The sequence below is a fragment of the Rhizobium sp. AN6A genome (genome assembly GCF_900215635.1).
Taxonomy (GTDB): Bacteria; Pseudomonadota; Alphaproteobacteria; order Rhizobiales; family Rhizobiaceae; genus Agrobacterium; species Agrobacterium tumefaciens.
Map to the genome: position 1 here is coordinate 91299 of NZ_OCNC01000002.1, position 20385 is coordinate 111683.

Genomic DNA, 20385 nt, shown 5'->3' on the forward strand with positions numbered 1-20385 from the left:
CGTCATGGGGCCGGGCTTCCCTCGGCCGTAGATACAGGGTGATATAATGATCGGGATGATGGTCGAACTCAGAGTCGCGCCGGGTAGCACCGACGCATTTGAACGCGCCTTCGCGGTCCAGGCGGCCGCAGTGCGTGCCAACGAGCCTCGTACTCGTCTGTACGAACTGTTCAAGTCGCGCACTGTGGCCGACAGCTACACGCTGATCGAAATCTACGAGGACGAGGCCGCTCTCTCTGCGCATCGTACATCGTCGCACATCGCGACAAATCGACCGTTGACCGAACCGTTCCTCGCCGCACCGCCAGTCATGCACATATTCGAGATGTTGCCGATCACGGCGCCCATGTTGCAGCTTCACGGTGCCAACGACGGCTGCATCCTCTCGGCACAGGTCGCCGACGGACATCGGTTTACCGCCCGGCACGCGATGCAGGCCGTCCCGACGTCGGCTATTTCCTGCACATCGAGGCCCCCGGAAGCAATCGCGGACCGGATTACGGCATGGGCCGCTTAGCGGTCTTTCAGCCCTACAAAAACACTCGAACGAAGCTCCTCGACGACAGGAACTGCGTTGCCAGAGCTCCTCGTATACTGATCCTCATCCCGGTATAGTGCAGGCCCGGCTCCCGGAGCAGTACAATTCATTCAACAAGACAGGCGCTGCGTTGATGCTTTCCGGTTACTTGCTCCCGCGAAATGGTCGGAGCTTGCGGTGCCGCTGCTTTCGGAGGCGGCATGCCTGTCCCGACGGCGAACAAGATGGCGCTGAGTCCCGCAAAACCGGCAAACAGCAGGAACATGCCAGCTCCGCCAAAAGCACCCAGCATGGCGCCGCCGAGTGTCGGTCCGATGAAGTTGCCGACGGTCGAGAATGAATGAGCACCAAAATAGCTGCCTCTGTTACGATCGTTCGAGATACCATCGACCAGCGTGTACTCGCAGGGCACGACGAGAATCTCTCCGATCGTAAAAACAACCATTGATGCTGCCAGTCCCCAGAAGCCGACGGCACTGAGAAAGCCGAGTTCCCCAAAAGCAAACAGCACGCAGGCGGTCACAAGGCCGTTGAGAGCGCCTGCGCGTTCGATGAACCTGCGGGCGAACGGATTCCCGATCAGGACGACTGCGCCGTTGATCGAAACGAGGTAGGCGTAAATTTCCATGCCTCCAGCGACATTTCCCGTAAGGTACGGGGCGAGTGTTGCTGACCACTGGCCATAGACCGCCATCAGCAGTGTGCCGCCGCCGACAAAGAAGGCCAGCCGGGGATCGTGGATCGCAGCGCTAAGACTCTCCAGCAATGGGACGGGTGCGGTCGCCTGAGGAACGTCATCACTTCGATGGATGGGCAGTGCAATAGGTGCAAGGCGACGGCGAACGCCACATAAACAGCGCCTGCAATTATGAAAAGAGTAGTGGAGTAACGCCTCGCGTTGGCGGGATTGACGGTGGCCGAGCAGCAGCAACTCAATGCGCTGTCGATCAAGCTGCTTGCAGGCTTGAGGTTGAAAACGTCCTAGGGTCAGGACCTACAAAATGGGCAAAAGACCCGGATGGTTTCGATCCTATTGCGTCAGATCGGGCGTTGGCCCAAAAAGACGCCTGAACCGTCCCAACCCTAGTCTGGTCTTCCGCATGAACCCTCGCCCAGAAGAATCTTGGAATGCCTGGTCGCCAGATGAGCTGCATGCACGTCTTGGACACTGGGGATCAGAGTGGTATGTCGTCGGTGGTTGGGCTTTGGACCTGTGGCACGGCCATCAGACCCGGGCGCATGAAGATCTGGAATTCGCCGTTCTACCTGCCGGTATAGATGGTTGCCGCAAAATCTTGTCCGAGCTGGATTTCTTTGAAGTAAGGGAGGGGAAGCTCTCCTACCTCGCCCCAAACGCTGGGCCACCGGCAGACCTGTGGCAGCTTTGGGGTGCTGACACAGCCGCTGGTTTCTGGCGTGTTGATATGATGGTCGAGCGGGGAACACCGGAAGTCTGGGTGTACAAACGTGATCGTTCGATCCAAATGCCCAGAGCGACCGCCGTTCGAAGGAACAAACTGGGTACCCCCTATCTCGCACCGGCCAACGTTCTGCTCTTCAAGGCAAAGTACCGTAGAGAGAAAGACGAGCGCGACTTCGAGGCCGCGCTCCCCAAACTCAATTTCCAAGAAAAACTTGATCTGCGCCTCTGGCTAGAGGCCCTGCATCCCGAGCATGAATGGATAGCGCGTTTATAAGGGAAACACTACAAACGCAGGCTCCGTCCGCAGAGCGAATCTTGACTGAACAGCTACTATTCCGGGTAATGCAGCGGCAGCCACCTCGATCGTTGAGGATATTTTCGCCGAACGAAAAATCGGCGCCGACCATCTACCGGAAATCACCGGCGCCCGACTCGCGATCGACGAAACGATCGAAGGAAGGCGCGCTGCTAACCGTTTTGTTCATTGCCGTGCCGTTTCACGCCTTGAAAGGATAAGAACATGCGGCCTGCTAATCTCGCTAGGCCGCTGCGCACTGATAGAATTTCAAAGTGCGCAAGGAGGTTGCGTACCGACGGTGTAGGTTGTCAGATCTCCTTTATCAGCTGCTCTGCGATCCGGACACTGAGCGCGGCACCTGTGAGCGTCGGGTTCATGCAGGAGGCAGAGGGCATGACGCTGGTGCCGGCGATGAACATGTTCGGATGGTCATGTGTGCGGCAATCGCGGTCAACGACCGAATCCGCCGGGTCATCACCCATGCGTGTTGTACCCATCACGTGCTGGCGGTTCTGCCATTTTACGTCGGTGGACAACACTTCCGCATCCAGCAGTTCTGCGATCTTTTTCAAATCCTGAAGCCCGCGGTCACGACCGGCATTCCAGTATTCGGTGACGCTATAATAGAGGACAGGAACCGGGATGCCGAGTGCATCGAATTTGGTCTTCGACGGCGTCACCCGGTTTTCAGCCAGCGGAAGCGGCTCAAAATCGATGGCCCAGTTGAGTGAGCGAGCGGAATATTTGCGGATTTGTTCATCGAGCTTCGATCCGAGAATACCCTTTTTGATGAAACCTTCGGTCATCTGTGCTGTCGGCACAGTATTACGGACCTTGATCTTATAGCTTGGATAATCCTTGCGGAATTCACCATCACGCTGGTTGAGATAAACCAGCAGTTCGGTCGGCCCTTCGCCCGGCCACATATCTTCCTTTGTCAGCATGTTCATGCTGATGCCGGTGTGGTCCATCAGGTTGCGTCCGACCTGATCCGACGAGTTGGCAATACCGTTCGGATGTTTTTCCGAAGTCGATATCAAAAGCAGTTTCGCGGATTCGATCCCGTAGGCCGCAAGCACGAAATATTTTGCCGTCAGCCGATGTTCGGAATTGTCGGGCTTCTTGTACCAGATCGCTGTGATCTTGCCATCGTCTCCAGCCTCGATCCTGTAAACCGGAGAATTATCCAGCAGCTTCGCGCCATGCCGTTCGGCTTCATCGATATGCATCGAGCCGTCATACTTTGCGCCGATGGGACAGACCGGATTACAGTTATTATTGCCAGCACAGACCGGACGGTTGCCATAAGGGCGCGAGGCGCGACCATGCGGCTCCAGCACCGGATTGAAGCCACCCACTACAAGCTTTTGCGCCAGCGTGTCGAACATGTAACTGGTGTTAAGCTGCTTCATCGGGAACGGCATCGAACGCGGCGGCATCGGGCCACCGCCTTGGCCGCTTTCGTCCTGACCGTCAGTGCCGGTCACACCGAGTTCGAGTTCTGCCTTGTTGTAATATTGCTCCAGATCGTCGTAACCGATCGGCCAGTCACGGCCCCGGCCGTAAAGGGACTGTATCCGGAAGTCATTCGGTATCATGCGCCACAGCGCCGAACCGAAATGCCAAGTCGTGCCGCCGACCACGCGAAGGTAGGATGTATTGTACTTTACCGGCCCTTCATATTGCAGGTAGTCGCCATAGGTTGACGGTGCATGCGCAAGGCTGGGGAACGGCGAGCCTGCCCCCTGAAGCTTGGCATTGGCAAGCGATAGTTTTACCGGGGCATTTCGATAGGTCTCGACGATCTCGCGGCGATTGACGCGTGGGCCTGCCTCCAGCACGATGACCTTCTTGCCTGCCTTTGCGAGGTTGGCGGCAACGATGCCGCCCATGACACCCGAGCCGATAACGATCAGGTCCGAATCATAGGATGTGTCAGCCATTGTTTTCTTCCTGTCAGATATTGCTACCGGGCTTCGGTCCCCAGGCATTGGGGCCGGGACCATAAGACGGGACGGTAAGGAGGCCCTTGGTCGGGCGGTACATCAGCGAGTCGGCATAGGTGATCAGTTCCGCATCTTCAGGCTCACCAACGACACCGAGATACCAGGCGGATACCACCTTTGTAGCAGTCAGCATCAATGCCGGATCGGTGCCGGTCAGAGCCAGGAAACCGTCCATGTCCGGCACGCCTGACTGTTGGATCAGCTGCGACAAAGCAGCGAGGCTTGCGTCCAGATCCGCGTCGCGCTTCTTCAGCGCCGCGAAAAACCGGGCACCTAGCACCGGGTCGAGCTTATGGCCGGTGAGGAATTCCGAAAGATGGGTGAAAGAAGCAACGCCTTCGTCGGCCGCAGCGGACGATATCGGACCGAGCATATTGGCAGCGATTGCCAGACCGCCCAGGGCGGCCGTGGCGCGCAGTAGACTACGACGCGAGACATGATGGCCGAGCATGGCCGGGGAAGAAGGATCAAAAGGCATCAGGATCTCCGGGGAGCGTTCAATGCGGAAGGGATAGCGATACGAACAGGCTCAGCCGAGCGCCCTTCGCGAGCGACGACGCGACAGCCGCCACAGGATCAGGGCAAGCACGATGACGGCAAGGGCGATCGCGGCAGGAGCTGCAAGCGGCGCCAGCTTGACGATCAACGGCTTCTCTCCGCCCTCACGGATGCGCACCACATCGCCCTCTTTCACCTTGACGGCGGGGTTGCCGTAATTCGCCAGTACATAGTTACTGACGTCGGCGATATCCTTATCCGATAGACGATCCGTATAGGATGCGTCAGGACCAAAAGCCGGCATGAAGGCGACTTGATCGCCAGCGGTGCGATGCAGGCCGTAGAGAATGGTCGAAACGAGGTTGTCCGGGCGGTCTGCACCGGTCGCCGTATTGTGGAACAGCCTCGGGTAATGGTCATTCCCCTGCCCTTCGACCTGATGGCAGGCGGCACAACTGCCGCTGAACACGTGATAACCATTTTCATCCGCCGTCTGGCCCGGCAGGCCGCGAAGCGACGCCTCAATAACGGATGAAGGCTTGCCAAGCTCAGCGCGTGACGGCTTGTCACCGGATGCGATCACCGGCACGTCCCTTAGATATGTGACAATCGCCTTGAGGTCGCGGTCGGAAAGGTACTGCAGACTGTTTTCGACCGCTTCCGCCATTGGACCGGCGGCCTGCGCCTTGCCGGCGACATTACCTGTCTTCAGATACCGGATCAGTTCATCGTCGGACCAGCCGCCGATACCGGCGACCTTGCCGGAGGTGATGTTGGGTGCATACCACGATCCGACGGCACCGCCGGCGAGCGGCTTGCTGGCGTCTTCAGCCATGAAGGCGTTGCGTGGCGTGTGGCACGTCGAACAGTGCTCCAGCGCATCAGCAAGATAGGCACCCCGGTTCCATTCGGCCGACTTTGCCAAGTTGGGGTGAAAGCGGGTTTTGTCGAGGAACAGCAGGTTCCAGACGGCCATCGAGGTCCGGATGGAGAACGGGAAAGGCAGCTCGGTTTTCTGCGGCTTGTTATCGTCCGGCTTCACCTCGTTCATGAAGTAGGCATAAAGCGCCTTCATGTCGTCATCGGTGATCTTGGCGTAAGCCGTGTAAGGCATGGCCGGATAAAGATGGCTGCCATCCTTGGCGACACCTTCGCGCACGGCGCGGGCGAAATCCTCTTCGCTATAATCGCCTATGCCGTCATCCTTCGACGGCGTGATGTTGGTCGAGAAGATCTTTCCGAGCGGAGTGTCGATACCGTAGCCGCCGGCAAAAGGCGTGCCGCCATGCGGCGCGGTGTGACAGGCGGCACAGTCGGCTGCCGTCGCAAGGTAGCGACCACGCGCCGCGAGATCCGAAGCATCGTCCGCGAAGCTGGCGCCAGCCGTTGCAACCAGCGTGGTCAGACAGAATAAAACGGGTCGCAAGGTGAGAGGAAGCTTAGGCATAGGCAACGCGCTTTCATCAAGCATGAATGATATCTGCCAGACCAAGCTTCCCCTCCCACGAGCAAGGCTGATCCATGTGGCCATGATCCCGCGTAGAACCACCAGAAATGCGCCATTCCTTCTAAAGCAATTTTTTGTTTGAAAATGCTTGTTTAGAGAGCCCCTGGAACAGGACATTTGGCGTGTCGATGTGTCGCGGGCACGACTTGGCCAGGGTCATAGCGCCGAAGTGATGGCGTTGAAAATCAATTTGTCATAAAAGCAGCTTTCACCATGGATGAAAGCATGCAGAAATTCGATTTTACAGACCTCAAGATTTTTGTGTCAGCAATCGAGCGCGGGACCCTCTCGGCCGCAGCAGAGGAAAACAACTTAGTCATTGCAGCCCTGAGCAATCGACTGAAGCGGTTGGAACGGGCCTTCAACCTGGAGCTTTTCGAGCGCACGGGGCGAGGCATAAGGCCGACCCTGGCGGGGCATATGTTTGCCCGCCACGCCAGAACCATACTTGATAACGCACGCAAACTCGAAATTGACATTGAAACATTTGCCGAGGGACGAAGCGGAACAGTTCGCGTGCTGTCCAACACCAACATGCTGTCGGAGCACATGCCTCAGGCACTTGGTCCATTTCTTAGAGACAACCCGGACATATTCTTGTCCATGAAGGACAAGCCCAGTCACGAGGTCGTTAATCTTTTGCGCAATGGCGAAGCGGATATCGGCGTGGTTGCCGCGACAGCAGACATGACCGGACTGGAACGATGGCGGTTTGTGCACGATCGGCTTGTGCTAATTGTGCCGACCACTTCGCCTTTGACGGGCTCCGCCAATTTCTCCTCGATCCTCGACTGCCCGTTGATCGGCTTGCCGGAGAAGGTGGCGTTATCGCAATTCCTCCGTCGCCTAGCCAACGAATCGGGACGCCGGCCGAATATTCGTCTCCGGTGCGAGAATTTCGAGTCGCTGAGCCGTATGGTCGAGACCGGTGTAGGCATTGGCATTGTGCCACAAACGGCCGCATCTCGGTACGGTCTCACCATGAGCTTGCGCAGCGTGCAGATCGACGAGCCGTGGGCGGAGCGGGAGCTGTATCTGTGCGTTAGAAACAAACTTCATCTGCCCCGATATGCAGCAAAGCTGCTGGACCACCTTCTCCAATATGCCGAAGGTTATAACGGGACACCTTTTTAGTATGCGTCCATTCTCGACAAGCCTCGCTTGGCCTGATCCAGCAGAAACTGTACGAAATCAAGGTGTGCCAACCACCACGGAGATGTTGGCGGTGGCGCCGTCGAAATGCCGGGCGTCAATCGTTCTAGAGCAGGCCGCGCACAAGGCCGGTCACTTTCGATCCATAGAGGTCAATGCTCTGCATGAGCTTTTCATGGTCCATCGAGCCAGCGGAATATTTCATCTGAAATCGCGAGATTCCGAGAGCCTTTACAGTGTTTGCAATTTTCCGGGCAACGGTCTCGGGTGATCCCGCGTAGAGCGATCCGTGTTCGATCTCGTTGTCAAAATCCGCTTCCGTTACCGGCGGCCAACCGCGCTCCTTACCAAGCCGATCCCGAATTGTCTTGAAATGCGGGAAGAGGTCGCGGCGGGCCTGTTCATCGGTTTCGGCCACATATCCTGGCGAGTGCACGCCGATATCGCCTGTCGTCTGCCCGGCTTGCTCGGATGCCTTTTTGTAGAGTTCGACACAAGGCGCGAAACGGGCAGAATCCCCTCCGATGATGGCAAGCATCAGGTTCATGTCGTAACGCGCGGCACGGATGACCGATTCCGGGCTTCCACCGACGCCGATCCAGGTCTTAAGCTGTCCTTCGGCGATCGGCGGATAGATGCGCTGATGTTTCAATGGTTGATTTGCGGAGGATTGAGCGATGATGGGATGTCAGGTAGCTCCGGCGCAGCTCTTCTACGACTTCTGCCTTGATGATCACCAGACGGTCATCACCGCCCGCTTTCCACAATCCCGGCTTACGCTCTGACAGTTGGATGTGTCGCTGGGTTGGGCATGGATCCCTGAGCCAACCGCGTGCCGCTCACGGCATCGAAGATATGCAAGGCAGGCTCCGGAAACTTGAGAAAGACCGCCCGTCCCTGATAATCTTCGGCGTCTGCAGGAAGAACAACGGCAAATTCCGTAGTGCCGACAGGGCAATAGGCAATGCGGGTTCCACCCAGTTCCTCAACAAGATCGATCGATGTGGCGAGGCCATCGGTGGCTTCGAATGAGACGACGACATCTTCCGGCCGTATACCGATTGTCATTTCGTCGACCCCGGGATCGGCAATATCAATCGCGAAATCCGGCACTGAGGCAAAGCAGAATCGGTCATCGCTGATGCGGATTATCGGAGCAAGATTCATCGCTGGAGAGCCCATGAATGCGGCCACGAAGGTTGACGCCGGCCGGCGATAGATATCGGACGGCGTGCCCATCTGCTCGATCCGCCCTCCATTCATGACGATCAGCATGTCGGCCAGCGTCATGGCTTCCACTTGGTCATGTGTTACGAAAATCGATGTTGCCTTGAGGCGCCGGTGGAGGCGGCGAATTTCGATGCGCATCTGAACGCGCAACTTGGCATCGAGATTGGAGAGCGGCTCGTCGAACAGAAACACGCCCGGTTCGCGAACGATCGCACGCCCCATGGCGACACGCTGGCGCTGCCCGCCGGAGAGCTGCGCGGGCCGACGATCGAGATACTCGCCAAGAGCGAGGATTTCGGCCGTCTCCTCCACCCGCCGGTCCCGCTCAGGTTTCGGCATGCGGGCGATCTTCAGCGGATAGGCCATGTTCTCGCGCACGGTCATGTGCGGATAAAGCGCGTAGTTTTGAAACACCATGGCGCAGCCACGTCTGGACGGTTCGACATCGTTCATCTGTATCCCGTCAATGGCAAGGCGTCCCTCCGTGATATCTTCAAGCCCGGCAATCATCCGCAGAAGCGTCGATTTTCCACAGCCGGACGGGCCTACGATGACGACGAATTGCCCATCCTTGATTTCGATGTCCAGACCGTGGACCACCTGCTTGCCGTCATAGATTTTCTTGACGCCTTCAAAACTCAGGTTTGCCATCAGACGGTCTCCTTTCCCGAGACCAGCAGGCGCATTTGAAGCTTTCCGAGGCATTCTTTGCTCAACCCGATATGCGCGAGATAACCCGCCGCGCCGCCATATTGACCGTCGAGGTGATCCAGCGCCGCGGCCATGATGCCCGGCTCCGAGCCCAGAAGCTTCTTGAATTCTCCCGCGTCGAGCCCGCGCTGAATGGCGTCGGCAACGAGTTCGTCGATGAGAGGGGTTATGCGCTCGCCAGTCAGCGCGTAGTCGGCCAGTATCGTCTCGCGCGGCACGCCGGCTGCTGCAAGCAGCAGCGCCGCGATGATGCCAGTCCGGTCTTTGCCAGCAGTGCAGTGAAACAGCACCCCGCCTTCTCCGGCATGGGCAATTGTCTCCACGACCATGCGGATCGCCTCGCCGCGGCTGGAAAGTGCCTGCAGATACAAATCAAGCAGAATGCCGCCCGTCTTCTTTTCGGAGGCTTGCGGAACAAGTCCTGAAAACAGCGGAACGTTGAGATAACGGACCCGCCCGTCGGCAACGAACGGATTGGGTGCCGCAGCGATTTCATGATCGTGCCGAAGGTCGATCACTAACCGCACACCAGTCTCGACTAGCATGTCAAGGCCGGCCTGACTCACCCGGTGCAGGCCATCGGCGCGCAACACGCGGCGCCAGTGTGTCTGGCCCGACGCTGACGCATAACCGCCGAGGTCGCGGACATTATAGGCACCATCCAGGTGGATGTGCCGTTCGAAGACTGCCGTCATTATCGAATTCCCGATTTCATGAAGGATTGTACGACCTGCCTTTGCAGGACGACGTAAAGAAGAAGTATGGGCAAGCTTGCCATCGTTGAGGCCGCCATCAACGGCCCCCACTCGGTGCCTTCAGCGGTCATGAACATCTGGATGCCGATCTGCACGACGCTGTTCTCGGGCGTTCGCGACAAGAGCAGCGGCCAGAAATATTCGTTCCAGGTGGAGATGAAGATCAGGATCGTCAGGCTGGCGATCGTGCCGCGCAGGCTGGGCACGATGATGTCCCACAGCATGCGCCACCCCCCTGCCCCGTCCATTCGCGCCGCTTCAAGCACTTCTTTTGGGAAGGCGCGCATCGACTGGGTAAGCAGCATTACCGACAGCGCGCTTGCGACATGCGGCAAAATCAGAGCCGTCAAACTATCGAGAAGCCCAAGCCTTGCGACCAGGAGATAGTTCGGAATCATCACAACCTGAAGCGGGATGAGCCAGGTCATCGCCATCAGCGAATAGACCGCTCGAGAGAAAGGAAAGCGGTAGCAGGCGAAAGCGTAGGCCGCGAGCAGGCCCGTCATCAGTTGGAACGCGGTGACCACGACGGAGATCACCACCGTATTCAGCAGCATCCTGCCGATCGGTATGGCCTTCAGGGCATAGGCATAGTTTTCCAGTGACAGGCCGGTCGGCCATACGCCGCCATCGAGCAGTGTATTGGCTGGCCGCAGCGAACTGAGAATCATCCAGTAGACCGGAAACAGGCAGACCAGGGACAGGAGGATCATCACCGCATGTCCGGCCGGTGCGCGCAGTGAAAATTTCGCCGTGGCACCTTTTTGAAGGACGAATGCCGGGTTGGCAGGTGTTTGGGTGGCATCAATTGTCATAGAATGAATACCTGTCGACCAGTCGAAGGAGGCTATAGGCCAGTGCTCCGAAGCCGAGGAAAAGAATGATCGCGGCGGCCGAACTCCAGCCGACCGACATGCTCGAAAAGCCGAAATCCCAAAGGACGTAGAAAATGTTGGTCGTCGATCCGAGCGGTCCGCCCTGGGTCAGCACGACGATGTAGGAAAAGCTCCATTGCGCGCCCAGAAGGATGGTGATCATGACGAGGAAAAGGATGGTGGACGACATCAGCGGCATGCGGACGTCGCGGATGATATCCCAGCGACTGGCGCCGTCCATCCTTGCGGCTTCGATCAGCGACGGATTAATATTGGCGTTTGCAGCCGACAGGATCAGCGTGGAGAAGCCGATCAGCTTCCAACCCGTGATGAAGACGATCGTCCAGATCGCGACAGAGGGATCGGTCAGAAAGCGAATGGGATCGAGGCCCATGCCTTTCAAAAGTCCGTTGACGAAACCGTAGGAGGGATCGAACAGCCAACGCCAGACGGCGGCGGCAACCACGGGCGCGATGATCATCGGCACGAAGATGACTGCCCTGTAGAGGTTTCGGGAACGCGGAGAAAGATCGTGCGTGTAGATAGCGATTGCGAGTGGGACAATCACCGCCATCGGCAGAAGTCCTACAACGTAAATGCCGGTGTTGCGTAGCGCCTGCCAGAATTTCGGTAGCGCGAAAATATTTGTGTAGTTCGACCAGCCGACGAATTTGGGGTGCGTGCGGGGCAACATGTTCCATTCATAGAAGCTCAGCCGCAACGCATCGAAAAGCGGCCAGTAGATCCAGATCAGGAACGTCACGGCGGCGGGAAGGATATAGAGCCAGGGCGCAATCCGGTGTGACGCGCGGCGAACGCCGCGCGCTGTGGGGACCACTCCGCTCAAGGTTGTGGTAGTCATCGAGAACCTCTCCAAATGCTGCCGCCGGCTGATCCGGCGACACAGGAAATGCGGATCAGTTCGTCATCAGACCCTGTGCCTGGTCTTGGGCGGCTTTCATGGTCTTGGCCACGTCGCCGCCGCCGAATACCGCCATCTCGGTTGCATCGAGAAAGATCTTGGCGATCTGCCGATAGTTTTGCCCCGGATAGGCTGTCCATGGCCGCATGCGGTCAAGCTGCGCAAGGTTGGGGCGGACCATGGGGTGCTCTTTCACCCATTGGCCGAGATAGGCGGGATCATCGACAATATCCGTGCGCAGCGGGAGGTAGCCGATTTCCGAGGTGATGACCGTATATCCGCGCTTGGAGGTGAGAAACTTCATCAGTTCCCACGCGGCACGCTGCTTGAGTGGATCTTCGCTGAGGATGACGAGACCACTGCCCGAATTCGTCGGTGTCGATGCCGTGTCGCCGAAGCCCGGCATCTGGGCGGCGCGCAATTCGTACTTGCCGGACGATGCCTTGATGAGACTGTTCTGCGCGGCAGACGTATTGAGCAGCATGCCGAGCTGGCCAGACTTCATCGTTTCGATCATCACGTCACTCGGCATATTCTCGTAGGCACCGGTGTCATGCAGGTCGCGCAGCATAGAAATGGCCTTGATGGCGCCGGCTTCGCCGAATTTTATCGTCTTGCGGTCTTCCGACAGAACAGCTCCACCAGACGACTGGATGACACCTTGCAATGCCCAGTCAAAGCCGGCTGCGCCGCCGCCAGCGACTGCACCGTTGAATCCCTGTGCGCCTGTTTTCTCCTTGATGGTGATGGCCGAATGCTTGACCTCTTCCCATGACTTGGGGGGCTGGTCGGGATCAAGTCCCGCGTTACGGAAGAGATCGGCGTTATAGAACAATACCGGCGTTGAGAACGTATAGGCCAGTGCGTAGGTCTTGCCGTTCAACTGGCCGAGCTTGATGCCAGCCGGGATCATACCGTCGAAATGGGCCGACAGCTCCTTTTGCGGGATCGCGTCCTCGAGCGCGACGGCACCGAGATTATCGGCCACAAAGGAAAGGCCGTCGAATACCACCTGGGCTACGTCGGGAATACGGTTTGCAGCGATATCGCTCTGAAGTCGGCTTGCCATATCCGACGGCGGCACGGCAACGCCCTCGACCTTGATGTCAGGATTGGCCGCCATGAACTCCGCGATGAGCTTCTTGGTGGCGTCGGCCCCGATACCGGCGGATGCCAGATTGTAGTTGTAGAAGGTGATGGTCACCGGCTTGTCGACTGCCAGCTTCGCAGTCTGCGCGAATGCCCCACTCAGCGGCAATGAAGCCGTCAGGATGGTGGAGATCGCGCTAGCAAGAAATGATCTTCTCTGCATCGGTCGAATCCTTACTCAGCCGCAGCCAGGGCAGCAGCGCGTTGCATGTCAATTTCCGCGATTGTGGCAAGCGGAAGGACATGGAGTTCACGCCTATCTGCAGGCTGAGGGACGAAAGAGATCGTCAGGCCGGAGGGACGCAGCTTGCAGAGCGCAAAACCCGATCCGGATACCATCCGCAGGTTTTCATGAAGTTGCAGGACATCCGTCGCCGCATGCTGACCAATACCGACGATCAGTGGAATGCCGTACCAGTCGGAGACCCGGTCGAAGTGAACATGGCCGGAGACGATACCGATTACGTTTCGGTTCTCCAGAACGGAACGCAAAGCAATCGTGTCAACACAGGATAGTGTCTCCCACTGGCCAACAAGATCATCTTCGTCGAGGGCAGGCCCATGATGCATGGCGATCAGTTTCGGCAGTTCCGGATGCCGATCGAGCGCAGCCGTCAGCCATTCCAACTGACCCGGCTCGAAATTGCCACCGATGCGTCCAGGTACCGAAGTGTCGAGAACGATGACGTGAATGCCGCTGACGACCTGGTCGTGATCGTAAGGCGCGGCAAGTTCGGAGGTCCTGCCGAGAACGGTCTGATAGAAATTGCTGCGGACGTCGTGGTTGCCCAAACCGAATAGGACCGGCATCGTCAGGCCGGCATTATGGAATATCCGTTGCAGTTCCTCATAGTCGATGATCTCGCCGCGATTGACCAGATCGCCGCTGATCACGATAAAGTCGGGCTGCGGAACGATGCTCTTGATATCTTCAAGGATTGCCGCAAGCGTTGACGACGTATCTGAAAGCAGATGGTCATCAAAGAGCTCCGGCGCTCCAATGTGGAGGTCGGTCAGGTGAACGAAGGTTGGATGAAGCGTCATTGTCACACTCGCTGATCATATGTATAGCTTCGCCTCTGGAGACGACGCTGACTGAAAACAGTTGGATGCGACTTGCTTGTCCACCCACACACGGCCTGATACCAATCCATCATGACATTGAGATGAACGTTCATTCATGCGCCAACAACTAGATCCACGACAGCGCATTATCGAAGCCTCGGCCCTACTCTTCGTTGAACAGGGCCTACAGGCGTCGATGGTGACTATTGCCAAAACCGCGAACGTCGCAACCGGTTCGCTCTACAACTACTTTCCTTCAAAAGAAGGGTTGATCCTCGATGTCTGCCGGCATCTGGCAGCGATAATGGAGGAAGCAGTTGTTAGGCCGATTGATCGGTCGATCCCGTATCGCACCCGGATTGAGGACTACGTTCTCGCTTATATTGAGTTCATCTGGGCAGACGCGAACCGAGCGATCCTTTACGACTATCTGACTAACTCACCCTCTATTGAGTTAGAGCAGCTCACGGTCATATTTTCTGAGATCACGGAACATAGCATCGCTGTATTCTCTGAAGCCCAGGAAAACGGACCGGAATGGGGACTGTCGGCAAAACTTGCGGGCTCGTTCGTTCGCGGCGCAATCCGCAACACTCTAAAACGACATCGATTAACCGGCGAACCGCTCACGAGCGAACAGAGGGCAGGTATTGTGCGTATGTGTTGGAATGCGCTTTCAACGTGACGCAACTATAATTCGACGAGCAGACCTAAGCCTGCTGGTGTGCATCCACGCTAGCGTAGCAGCCAATGTTACAACCCCGGCACCCGCTACGCCCGCTGACCCCTTTGACGTGAGCATCAGGACACGGAGGATGGTCAATTGTTGGTCGAAGGTAAAAGGGGTGTTTGCGATCAAATGCGGTGTGCTGGCCGCGGCAGTTGCAAACGGTCACGGAATGTACCCTTTTCATACTCCGTGCGGAAAAGGCCCCGACGCTGGAGTTCTGGGACGACCGAGCGGGCGAAATTGACCCAGTCATCCGGAAGCAGCGGGAACATGAGATTGAAGCCATCGGCAACACCGGATGTAAACCACGACTCTAACTGATCTGCTACGTCCACAACTGTTCCAGACACCATGGGGACGGAGCCCGTATTCGCTATCTTTCGCGCAAGCTGCCGGATTGTCGCTGCGCTATTCGTCTCGCTCTTCACGATGTTGAGCCAAGTCCGCCATCCGTCGAACTTGGCCTCGTCGGGCAGTTCAGGCATGGGGCCATCGAGCGGATAAGAGGAAAGATCCATGGCGGACCAGCTCGACAGGAGGTCGAGACTGACGCGATCGATCATAAGCTCTTCTAGAGCGGCCTGCCGATCCTCTGCCTCCTGACGTGAAGCCGACACCACGGGAAGGACACCAGGCAGCAGGAAAAAGCTCTCCGGAGCCCTCCCCTTTTGTGCTAGACGCTTCTCGATGTCGGCCCGGTATTGCTTTCCTTCTTCCTCGTTTCGAAACACTGCGAAGTGGATGTCGGCGTAATCCGTAGCCAGGTCCCTGCCGGCCTCAGAAGAGCCCGCCTGCACAATGAGCGGATGGCCCTGTGGCGGACGCGCGACATTCAGCGGCCCTCGAACGTTAAAGTGGGTCCCGGCATGATCGAGGTAGTGTATCTTCGATGGATCCGCGAAATACCCGCTCTCCTTGTCTATCAGGAGAGCTTCGTCCTCCCAGCTGTCCCAGAGCCTGGTGACGACATCGAGAAATTCGCCAGCGCGCTGATACCGGGTCGCGTGGCCGATATTGGCGCTCAGGCCGAAGTTTCTGGCTTCTTCTTCCAGCGCTGATGTAACGACATTCCACGCCACGCGTCCCTTTGAAAGATGATCGAGGGAAGCAAATGTCCGAGCAATGTTGTAGGGTTCGTTGTAAGAGGTCGATGCCGTGACAATGAAGCCGATGTTCTTCGTAACTGCGGATAGCGCGGCAACAAGTGAAAGCGGCTCCAGGCGTGCGTTGGCATAATGGGCCACGCCACTTTCGAAAGTGTCCCAGATTCCCAGATGGTCTGCTATGAAGATCGTATCGATCTTTGCCTGCTCTGCGACCTCCGCCAATTGCCGGTAATAGTCCAGGTCAAAAATTTCACGGCCAGGGGCGGCCGGATGCCTCCACGAAAGCCGGTGATCTCCCTGTGGGTTGTAGAAAAACGCAGAGAGAACCATGTGCTGGCGTCTTGGCATATCAAATCCTTAAAAACTGCCAATCTCGCTCCTAGAGCTTCGACGCATTCATTCGGTCGGCGGCAGTTCATTTTACACATAACAGGATCCTGGTCGGGTCAATTGTCGAGCCCGACCAAGTTTGGATCAGTTCAGCTTGTTGGCCTTCAGCCAGTCGCTCGCGATTGTATCGTAACTTTCATGCGCGTTGATCCGCGCATTTAATTCGATTAGTCCGTCGGTGGTAAGCGCGGCGGAGACTGCGTCAAGGATCGCCGCAATTTCCTTCGTGGCTTTCGCGGAAGATATCAGCGGGAGGATGTTTTGTGAGGGAAACTGATTGAGTGGGTCGGTCAGAGTAACAAGCTTGTGAGACTTGAGCGCCGGATCCGTGGAGAAGCCGCAGCCTACCTGGATTTGGCCATTTTCAAGAGCCGACAGCACCAGCGGCCCGCATACGTCCAGCGTCTTGTAGGACTTGAACTTTACCCCGTAGTTTTTTTCGAACCCGAGGACGCCGTCGGGCCTTACCTTCCATTCGGGCGGTCCACCCAGAACCCAATCCTCGGCATAGCCTTTCAGATCGCCGATGGACTTCAAGCCGTATTTTTCGGCTGTGGCCTGCGTTACGGCGACAGTGTTTGTATCCTGGGCCGATGATGCTGAGAGTATCTGTACGCCTTCCGGCAAAACCTTCTTCAACGCAGCTAGAACTTCTTCAGTTGAGTTCTGGGTTGAGCCCTTGTCGAGGTAGCGCAATACGGCGCCGCCGTACTCTGGTATAAGATCAATCGAACCATCCTTCAACGCTGGAAAATATACCTCCCGGCTACCGATACTTGGGTGAATCTCAACCTTGATTCCCTTCGCCTCCAGCGCCTTTGCATAGATCGTGGCGAGAATCTGGCTCTCCGGAAAATCGGCGGAGCCAACGATAATCGTCGACTTGTCTGAGGTCCCGGCCGTGCCGCCGAGCGGATCGCTTTGGGCGAATGCGCACGACGGGCCGAAGGCCATAACCATGGCAGCCACAGCAATCGCTAGAGAGCGTAATTTCATAAATTTTCCTCTTTTATATATTAAATCGATTAGATTTATATACAAATAAATCCTGCGATTACAGCAACTTCCGTCTAGCAGCGATTGATTCTCTGAAATGGAAACGACTAAGTGACGCGCCGTATGAAATAAGTTTTCCTTTTAACCGATCCGGCCCCTCAAGCCAGTTGGCACAGCGCGGTCGATAGGCGCAGAGGAACGACTCAGACGGCAAATGAAATATTAAACAGCCCCGCCACAACCGTGCACGACACGATAGCGAGCCACACGGATGCGGCCCGCTGAAGTATCATCAGACGCCAATGGCTTCGCGCACCGACCTGCGTCAACCTGCCGATCAAACCCCAAATCACGGCAACCATGCTTGCCAAGGCAACGAAAATGATAAGTTTTGGCAGGAACTCCGGTGCGATCGGCGGAGGTAGAAGAACAAGTCCGAACACAAGGGCCTTGGGGTTGAGCGTCGTCGTCACAAATATGCGTCGAGTGGTCACGCTGCGGTCCATGACATCTTTGCTTCCTGCCATCCAAAGCTTTATGGCAAGATACATAACCCAAATCCCCGCTGCAGCCTTCAGCACCAGAGCGGTTTCCGGCCAACGCGCGATCAGCTCTCCGCCAAGCCACGTAAGGGGCAAGATCATGCTGAGATAACCAAGCAGTTCGGCGGGCAGTAATCTCGGAACGACCCAGAAACTGTTGCGTGCCGATGCCAACCCCATCAAAGTATTGGTCGGGCCGGGGCTCAGTAGCAGAATGAACACCGCCGAGATAAATGCTGGATAGCTCATTGCAGGTCGCCTGTATTGGAAGTGTCTTCAGTCAATTCCGATGGGGTTCACGCAGGTGATTGCCCTTGGCTTTTCTCAGCTCCAACTATCTGTCTCGTTGCCGTGAGGAATGCTCGACTGGCTTCCCGGACGCGAGCAGGCAATCGCAGCGGCCTTTGCGGCTCGTCGCATCGCCGCGTCGAGCGAGAGGCCTCGATCGAGAGCGGACGCGAGGACGCCCACAAAACAATCACCAGCTGCAGTCGTATCCACGGCATCAACGCGCAGCGCCGGCACCCACACATTCTCGCCATTGATGAATGCTTCGGCTCCCTCTCCTCCCATGGTGCGTAGGACACCGGTGTCGAGAGACTCGGACAACGATCTCGCGGTCGGCTCGCAACCAAGCCAACCGGACAGAGCTTCGGCCTCGTCTTCGTTGACGATTACGATATCGACAAGCGAGAGAAGGTCGCGATCCAGCCGGTAGGCCGGAGCCAGGTTGAGAATTGACTTTGCGGGATGATTAGAAACCCGTCTGATTAGATTTTCAATCTGAACAACGTCATTCTCCATCTGCATTAGGACGTAACTTGCGTTACGAAGCAGCTCATCCTCAACGCCATTGGATTGGGCTATCAGGTTGGCGCCTGCTGCGACTGCGATCATATTGCGGCCATCGGCATCGATGATTATTGCGGCGGAGCCGGTAGGCTCCTTCGATCGGACCACACGGCGGATATCGACCTCGCTTTGCAAATTCTGAAGGGCGATAGGGGCCATGGCGTCGTCACCCACCGACCCCGCCATGACGACATTTGCGCCATCCCGCGCAGCTGCCAGCGCTTGGTTAGCTCCCTTTCCTCCAGCCGCCGTTTGCGATCCGCGTGCTAAGACAGTCTGACCCGCTTGAGGTATCTCGTTAACCAGGTAGATGAGGTCAACATTGATGGATCCGAACGTGACGATCATATTACCAACCCCTTAGCTTGCTGGTCGCCGGCGGCGCCAAAATGGTACCTTAGCCATGCGCGATGGATGAGATCTTCGTCGGTAATATGTGAACATCACCGTGACATTCCCATCAGTTCTCACTCTCAAGCGGATCGCACATAATCAGAATTACTTTTTCTTTTAGAATCCATTTCTATTTTCATCAAGCTCCGAAAAGCAAATCCGAACCTTTCTGGCGAGCGCGTGCCCCGGGCCACCAGATCGAGACTTAACGGCGGCGACAACAAATAGCGATCGGTTGTGGAAGCCTATTCCATATTGGAAACAAACCCTATAGTCTTGACAAAAAGGAGATCAACGTTTGACCGTCGCAGCCGTATCACGATGCCTGACGCTCTTAGAAGTTATGGCTGGAGAAGCAGGATCAATCGAGTTGTCCGACCTCGCCGGACGTCTTGATATGCCGGCGAGTGCGGTCCATCGCCTCTTGACTACCCTGATTAACCACGGTTGGGTTACCCAGGACGCAGCCAGCCAAAACTATGCCCTTTCTCTTCGGTTGAGCGCCTTGGCGTTCCGCAATCTCGATGCCCGAAACGTCCCCGATGTGGTTCAATCTGTCCTGAACCGGTTGGCCGCGGAAACGCAAGAATATTGCCGTCTAGCGATCCTGGAAGACCAGGATTTGGTATGGGTGGCACGCGCACAAGGGGCGACAACCGGCCTCCGGTATGACCCGGACATGGGACAAGAAATTGTCCTTCACGCAACAGCGAACGGAAAGGCGTGGCTTTCTACTCTGCCTGAAGAGCGCGCACTGGAGATTGTCTATTCTCGCGGTTTTACGGCCAAACGGAAGCTTGGCCCCAATTCTGCTCGATCAATCGATGAACTCAGAGTCCGACTGAATGAAACCCGGGAGCGGGGCTTCGCAACCTCTGTCGAGGAGGGTGAGGCTGGTACCGCAGCAGTTGCGGTTCCCTTTCGCACGAGTTCTGATGCTGAAGCGCCGGTCGCTGGAACGATCTCCGTCGCGGGACCTCTTATGCGTATAACCGAAGATCGCTGGCCCGACTTGGTTCGTTCCCTCAAGAAGGCTGCGGAAGAACTGAGCGACATCTGGCCTCTGCGAGTTCGTCAGCGAACCATGACGCCCCTGATCGTTGCAACCGGCGCAGTGCGGTAGCTGGGTCTGCAGTTACTTTGAAGCATGATCACCGCCGGCTGGATCGGCAAGGATCGCCGAGCTCTGGCATTCCAGACCTCATCATGTGCAATCACGGAGGCGGTTCTGCGCGCCTCCCACACGT

At 56.9% G+C, this 20385-nt stretch carries 20 protein-coding genes and 1 pseudogene; 5 read left to right on the forward strand and 16 right to left on the reverse strand.

The genetic code is table 11. The features are described from left to right. The first annotated feature begins 46 nt into the window (after positions 1–46). Positions 47–517 (forward strand): putative quinol monooxygenase, encoded by a 471-nt coding sequence (locus CRO62_RS01775; RefSeq protein WP_097098946.1) that lies wholly within the window; start codon positions 47–49, stop codon positions 515–517. 127 nt (positions 518–644) lie between these two features. Here the strand turns inward: CRO62_RS01775 and CRO62_RS01780 are convergent, their stop codons facing one another. Beyond that, the gene (locus CRO62_RS01780) at positions 645–1304 is read right to left on the reverse strand and encodes an MFS transporter (RefSeq protein ID WP_097098947.1); all 660 of its coding nucleotides are present in this window, start codon (positions 1302–1304) and stop codon (positions 645–647) included. 235 nt (positions 1305–1539) lie between these two features. On the opposite strand from CRO62_RS01780, the gene CRO62_RS01785 reads away from it, so the two are divergent. Continuing rightward, complete coding sequence (locus CRO62_RS01785) at positions 1540–2235, forward strand: nucleotidyltransferase domain-containing protein (RefSeq protein ID WP_323455433.1); 696 nt, start codon at positions 1540–1542, stop codon at positions 2233–2235. A 332-nt stretch (positions 2236–2567) separates the two neighbouring features. Here CRO62_RS01785 and CRO62_RS01790 read toward each other — a convergent pair whose 3' ends face one another. From CRO62_RS01790 to CRO62_RS01800, 3 genes are read right to left on the reverse strand one after another with little or no spacing between them, the layout of a single operon-like run. Further along, positions 2568–4202 carry a GMC family oxidoreductase gene (locus tag CRO62_RS01790; RefSeq protein WP_097098949.1) on the reverse strand — a complete coding sequence of 545 codons (1635 nt, stop codon included), beginning with the start codon at positions 4200–4202 and terminating at the stop codon, positions 2568–2570. A gap of 13 nt (positions 4203–4215) precedes the next feature. Continuing rightward, a complete protein-coding gene (locus CRO62_RS01795) occupies positions 4216–4743 on the reverse strand; it encodes a sugar dehydrogenase complex small subunit (RefSeq protein WP_097098950.1) in 528 nt (175 codons plus the stop codon). 51 nt (positions 4744–4794) lie between these two features. Then, complete coding sequence (locus CRO62_RS01800) at positions 4795–6210, reverse strand: c-type cytochrome (protein WP_097099269.1); 1416 nt, start codon at positions 6208–6210, stop codon at positions 4795–4797. A 285-nt stretch (positions 6211–6495) separates the two neighbouring features. Between CRO62_RS01800 and CRO62_RS01805 the strand changes: the two genes are divergently transcribed. Then, a complete protein-coding gene (locus CRO62_RS01805) occupies positions 6496–7404 on the forward strand; it encodes a LysR family transcriptional regulator (RefSeq protein ID WP_179784432.1) in 909 nt (302 codons plus the stop codon). Positions 7405–7528: 124 nt separating this feature from the next. Here CRO62_RS01805 and CRO62_RS01810 read toward each other — a convergent pair. From CRO62_RS01810 to CRO62_RS01840, 7 genes and pseudogenes are all read right to left on the reverse strand, one after another. Beyond that, positions 7529–8107 (reverse strand): annotated as a pseudogene (locus CRO62_RS01810) (LLM class flavin-dependent oxidoreductase); the annotation flags it as partial. Between the two features lie 89 nt (positions 8108–8196). After that, positions 8197–9303, reverse strand: a complete 1107-nt coding sequence (locus CRO62_RS01815) for an ABC transporter ATP-binding protein (RefSeq protein WP_097098952.1) — start codon at positions 9301–9303, stop codon at positions 8197–8199. Next, the gene (locus tag CRO62_RS01820) at positions 9303–10058 is read right to left on the reverse strand and encodes a tyrosine-protein phosphatase (RefSeq protein ID WP_097098953.1); all 756 of its coding nucleotides are present in this window, start codon (positions 10056–10058) and stop codon (positions 9303–9305) included. Before CRO62_RS01820 ends, CRO62_RS01815 begins: the two co-directional genes overlap by 1 nt. Next, the gene (locus tag CRO62_RS01825; protein ID WP_097098954.1) at positions 10058–10933 is read right to left on the reverse strand and encodes a carbohydrate ABC transporter permease; all 876 of its coding nucleotides are present in this window, start codon (positions 10931–10933) and stop codon (positions 10058–10060) included. The genes CRO62_RS01820 and CRO62_RS01825 overlap by 1 nt, the downstream gene beginning before the upstream one ends. Next, on the reverse strand, positions 10923–11855 hold the full coding sequence (locus CRO62_RS01830; RefSeq protein WP_097098955.1) for a carbohydrate ABC transporter permease: 933 nt from the start codon (positions 11853–11855) through the stop codon (positions 10923–10925). The genes CRO62_RS01825 and CRO62_RS01830 overlap by 11 nt, the downstream gene beginning before the upstream one ends. Before the next feature lie 55 nt (positions 11856–11910). Further along, the gene (locus tag CRO62_RS01835) at positions 11911–13227 is read right to left on the reverse strand and encodes an ABC transporter substrate-binding protein (RefSeq protein WP_097098956.1); all 1317 of its coding nucleotides are present in this window, start codon (positions 13225–13227) and stop codon (positions 11911–11913) included. Between the two features lie 11 nt (positions 13228–13238). Further along, complete coding sequence (locus tag CRO62_RS01840; RefSeq protein ID WP_097098957.1) at positions 13239–14108, reverse strand: metallophosphoesterase; 870 nt, start codon at positions 14106–14108, stop codon at positions 13239–13241. A gap of 136 nt (positions 14109–14244) precedes the next feature. On the opposite strand from CRO62_RS01840, the gene CRO62_RS01845 reads away from it, so the two are divergent. Continuing rightward, positions 14245–14814: a TetR/AcrR family transcriptional regulator gene (locus CRO62_RS01845; RefSeq protein WP_097098958.1), complete on the forward strand. Its 570-nt coding sequence runs from the start codon at positions 14245–14247 to the stop codon at positions 14812–14814. On the opposite strand, the gene CRO62_RS27770 is transcribed toward CRO62_RS01845, so the two are convergent. The 5 genes from CRO62_RS27770 to CRO62_RS01870 form a co-directional block, all read right to left on the reverse strand. Continuing rightward, entirely contained in the window at positions 14806–14931 is a 126-nt protein-coding gene (locus tag CRO62_RS27770; protein WP_373694508.1) for a hypothetical protein, read from the reverse strand. The two genes, CRO62_RS01845 and CRO62_RS27770, sit on opposite strands and share 9 nt — an antisense overlap. Before the next feature lie 53 nt (positions 14932–14984). Next, on the reverse strand, positions 14985–16313 hold the full coding sequence (locus CRO62_RS01855; protein ID WP_210201845.1) for an LLM class flavin-dependent oxidoreductase: 1329 nt from the start codon (positions 16311–16313) through the stop codon (positions 14985–14987). Between the two features lie 126 nt (positions 16314–16439). Beyond that, entirely contained in the window at positions 16440–17351 is a 912-nt protein-coding gene (locus tag CRO62_RS01860; RefSeq protein ID WP_097098961.1) for an ABC transporter substrate-binding protein, read from the reverse strand. Between the two features lie 203 nt (positions 17352–17554). Further along, on the reverse strand, positions 17555–18142 hold the full coding sequence (locus tag CRO62_RS01865; protein WP_097098962.1) for a LysE family translocator: 588 nt from the start codon (positions 18140–18142) through the stop codon (positions 17555–17557). 75 nt (positions 18143–18217) lie between these two features. Beyond that, positions 18218–19093 carry a ribokinase gene (locus tag CRO62_RS01870; protein ID WP_097098963.1) on the reverse strand — a complete coding sequence of 292 codons (876 nt, stop codon included), beginning with the start codon at positions 19091–19093 and terminating at the stop codon, positions 18218–18220. Positions 19094–19436: 343 nt separating this feature from the next. Here CRO62_RS01870 and CRO62_RS01875 point away from each other — a divergent pair, with 343 nt between their 5' ends. After that, positions 19437–20261 carry an IclR family transcriptional regulator gene (locus CRO62_RS01875; protein ID WP_081307465.1) on the forward strand — a complete coding sequence of 275 codons (825 nt, stop codon included), beginning with the start codon at positions 19437–19439 and terminating at the stop codon, positions 20259–20261. Positions 20262–20385 lie beyond the last annotated feature (124 nt).

Bases quoted from the DNA above. Each gene is read 5' to 3' on its own strand.
- CRO62_RS01775 (WP_097098946.1), top strand. From the start codon at position 47: ATGATCGGGATGATGGTCGAACTCAGAGTCGCGCCGGGTAGCACCGAC.
- CRO62_RS01855 (WP_210201845.1), bottom strand. From the start codon at position 16,313: ATGCCAAGACGCCAGCACATGGTTCTCTCTGCGTTTTTCTACAACCCA.
- CRO62_RS01860 (WP_097098961.1), bottom strand. From the start codon at position 17,351: ATGAAATTACGCTCTCTAGCGATTGCTGTGGCTGCCATGGTTATGGCC.
- CRO62_RS01840 (WP_097098957.1), bottom strand. From the start codon at position 14,108: ATGACGCTTCATCCAACCTTCGTTCACCTGACCGACCTCCACATTGGA.
- CRO62_RS01820 (WP_097098953.1), bottom strand. From the start codon at position 10,058: ATGACGGCAGTCTTCGAACGGCACATCCACCTGGATGGTGCCTATAAT.
- CRO62_RS01805 (WP_179784432.1), top strand. From the start codon at position 6,496: ATGCAGAAATTCGATTTTACAGACCTCAAGATTTTTGTGTCAGCAATC.
- CRO62_RS27770 (WP_373694508.1), bottom strand. From the start codon at position 14,931: ATGCTCACGTCAAAGGGGTCAGCGGGCGTAGCGGGTGCCGGGGTTGTA.
- CRO62_RS01865 (WP_097098962.1), bottom strand. From the start codon at position 18,142: ATGAGCTATCCAGCATTTATCTCGGCGGTGTTCATTCTGCTACTGAGC.
- CRO62_RS01845 (WP_097098958.1), top strand. From the start codon at position 14,245: ATGCGCCAACAACTAGATCCACGACAGCGCATTATCGAAGCCTCGGCC.
- CRO62_RS01800 (WP_097099269.1), bottom strand. From the start codon at position 6,210: ATGCCTAAGCTTCCTCTCACCTTGCGACCCGTTTTATTCTGTCTGACC.
- CRO62_RS01785 (WP_323455433.1), top strand. From the start codon at position 1,540: ATGGGCAAAAGACCCGGATGGTTTCGATCCTATTGCGTCAGATCGGGC.
- CRO62_RS01815 (WP_097098952.1), bottom strand. From the start codon at position 9,303: ATGGCAAACCTGAGTTTTGAAGGCGTCAAGAAAATCTATGACGGCAAG.
- CRO62_RS01790 (WP_097098949.1), bottom strand. From the start codon at position 4,202: ATGGCTGACACATCCTATGATTCGGACCTGATCGTTATCGGCTCGGGT.
- CRO62_RS01835 (WP_097098956.1), bottom strand. From the start codon at position 13,227: ATGCAGAGAAGATCATTTCTTGCTAGCGCGATCTCCACCATCCTGACG.
- CRO62_RS01870 (WP_097098963.1), bottom strand. From the start codon at position 19,093: ATGATCGTCACGTTCGGATCCATCAATGTTGACCTCATCTACCTGGTT.
- CRO62_RS01795 (WP_097098950.1), bottom strand. From the start codon at position 4,743: ATGCCTTTTGATCCTTCTTCCCCGGCCATGCTCGGCCATCATGTCTCG.
- CRO62_RS01825 (WP_097098954.1), bottom strand. From the start codon at position 10,933: ATGACAATTGATGCCACCCAAACACCTGCCAACCCGGCATTCGTCCTT.
- CRO62_RS01830 (WP_097098955.1), bottom strand. From the start codon at position 11,855: ATGACTACCACAACCTTGAGCGGAGTGGTCCCCACAGCGCGCGGCGTT.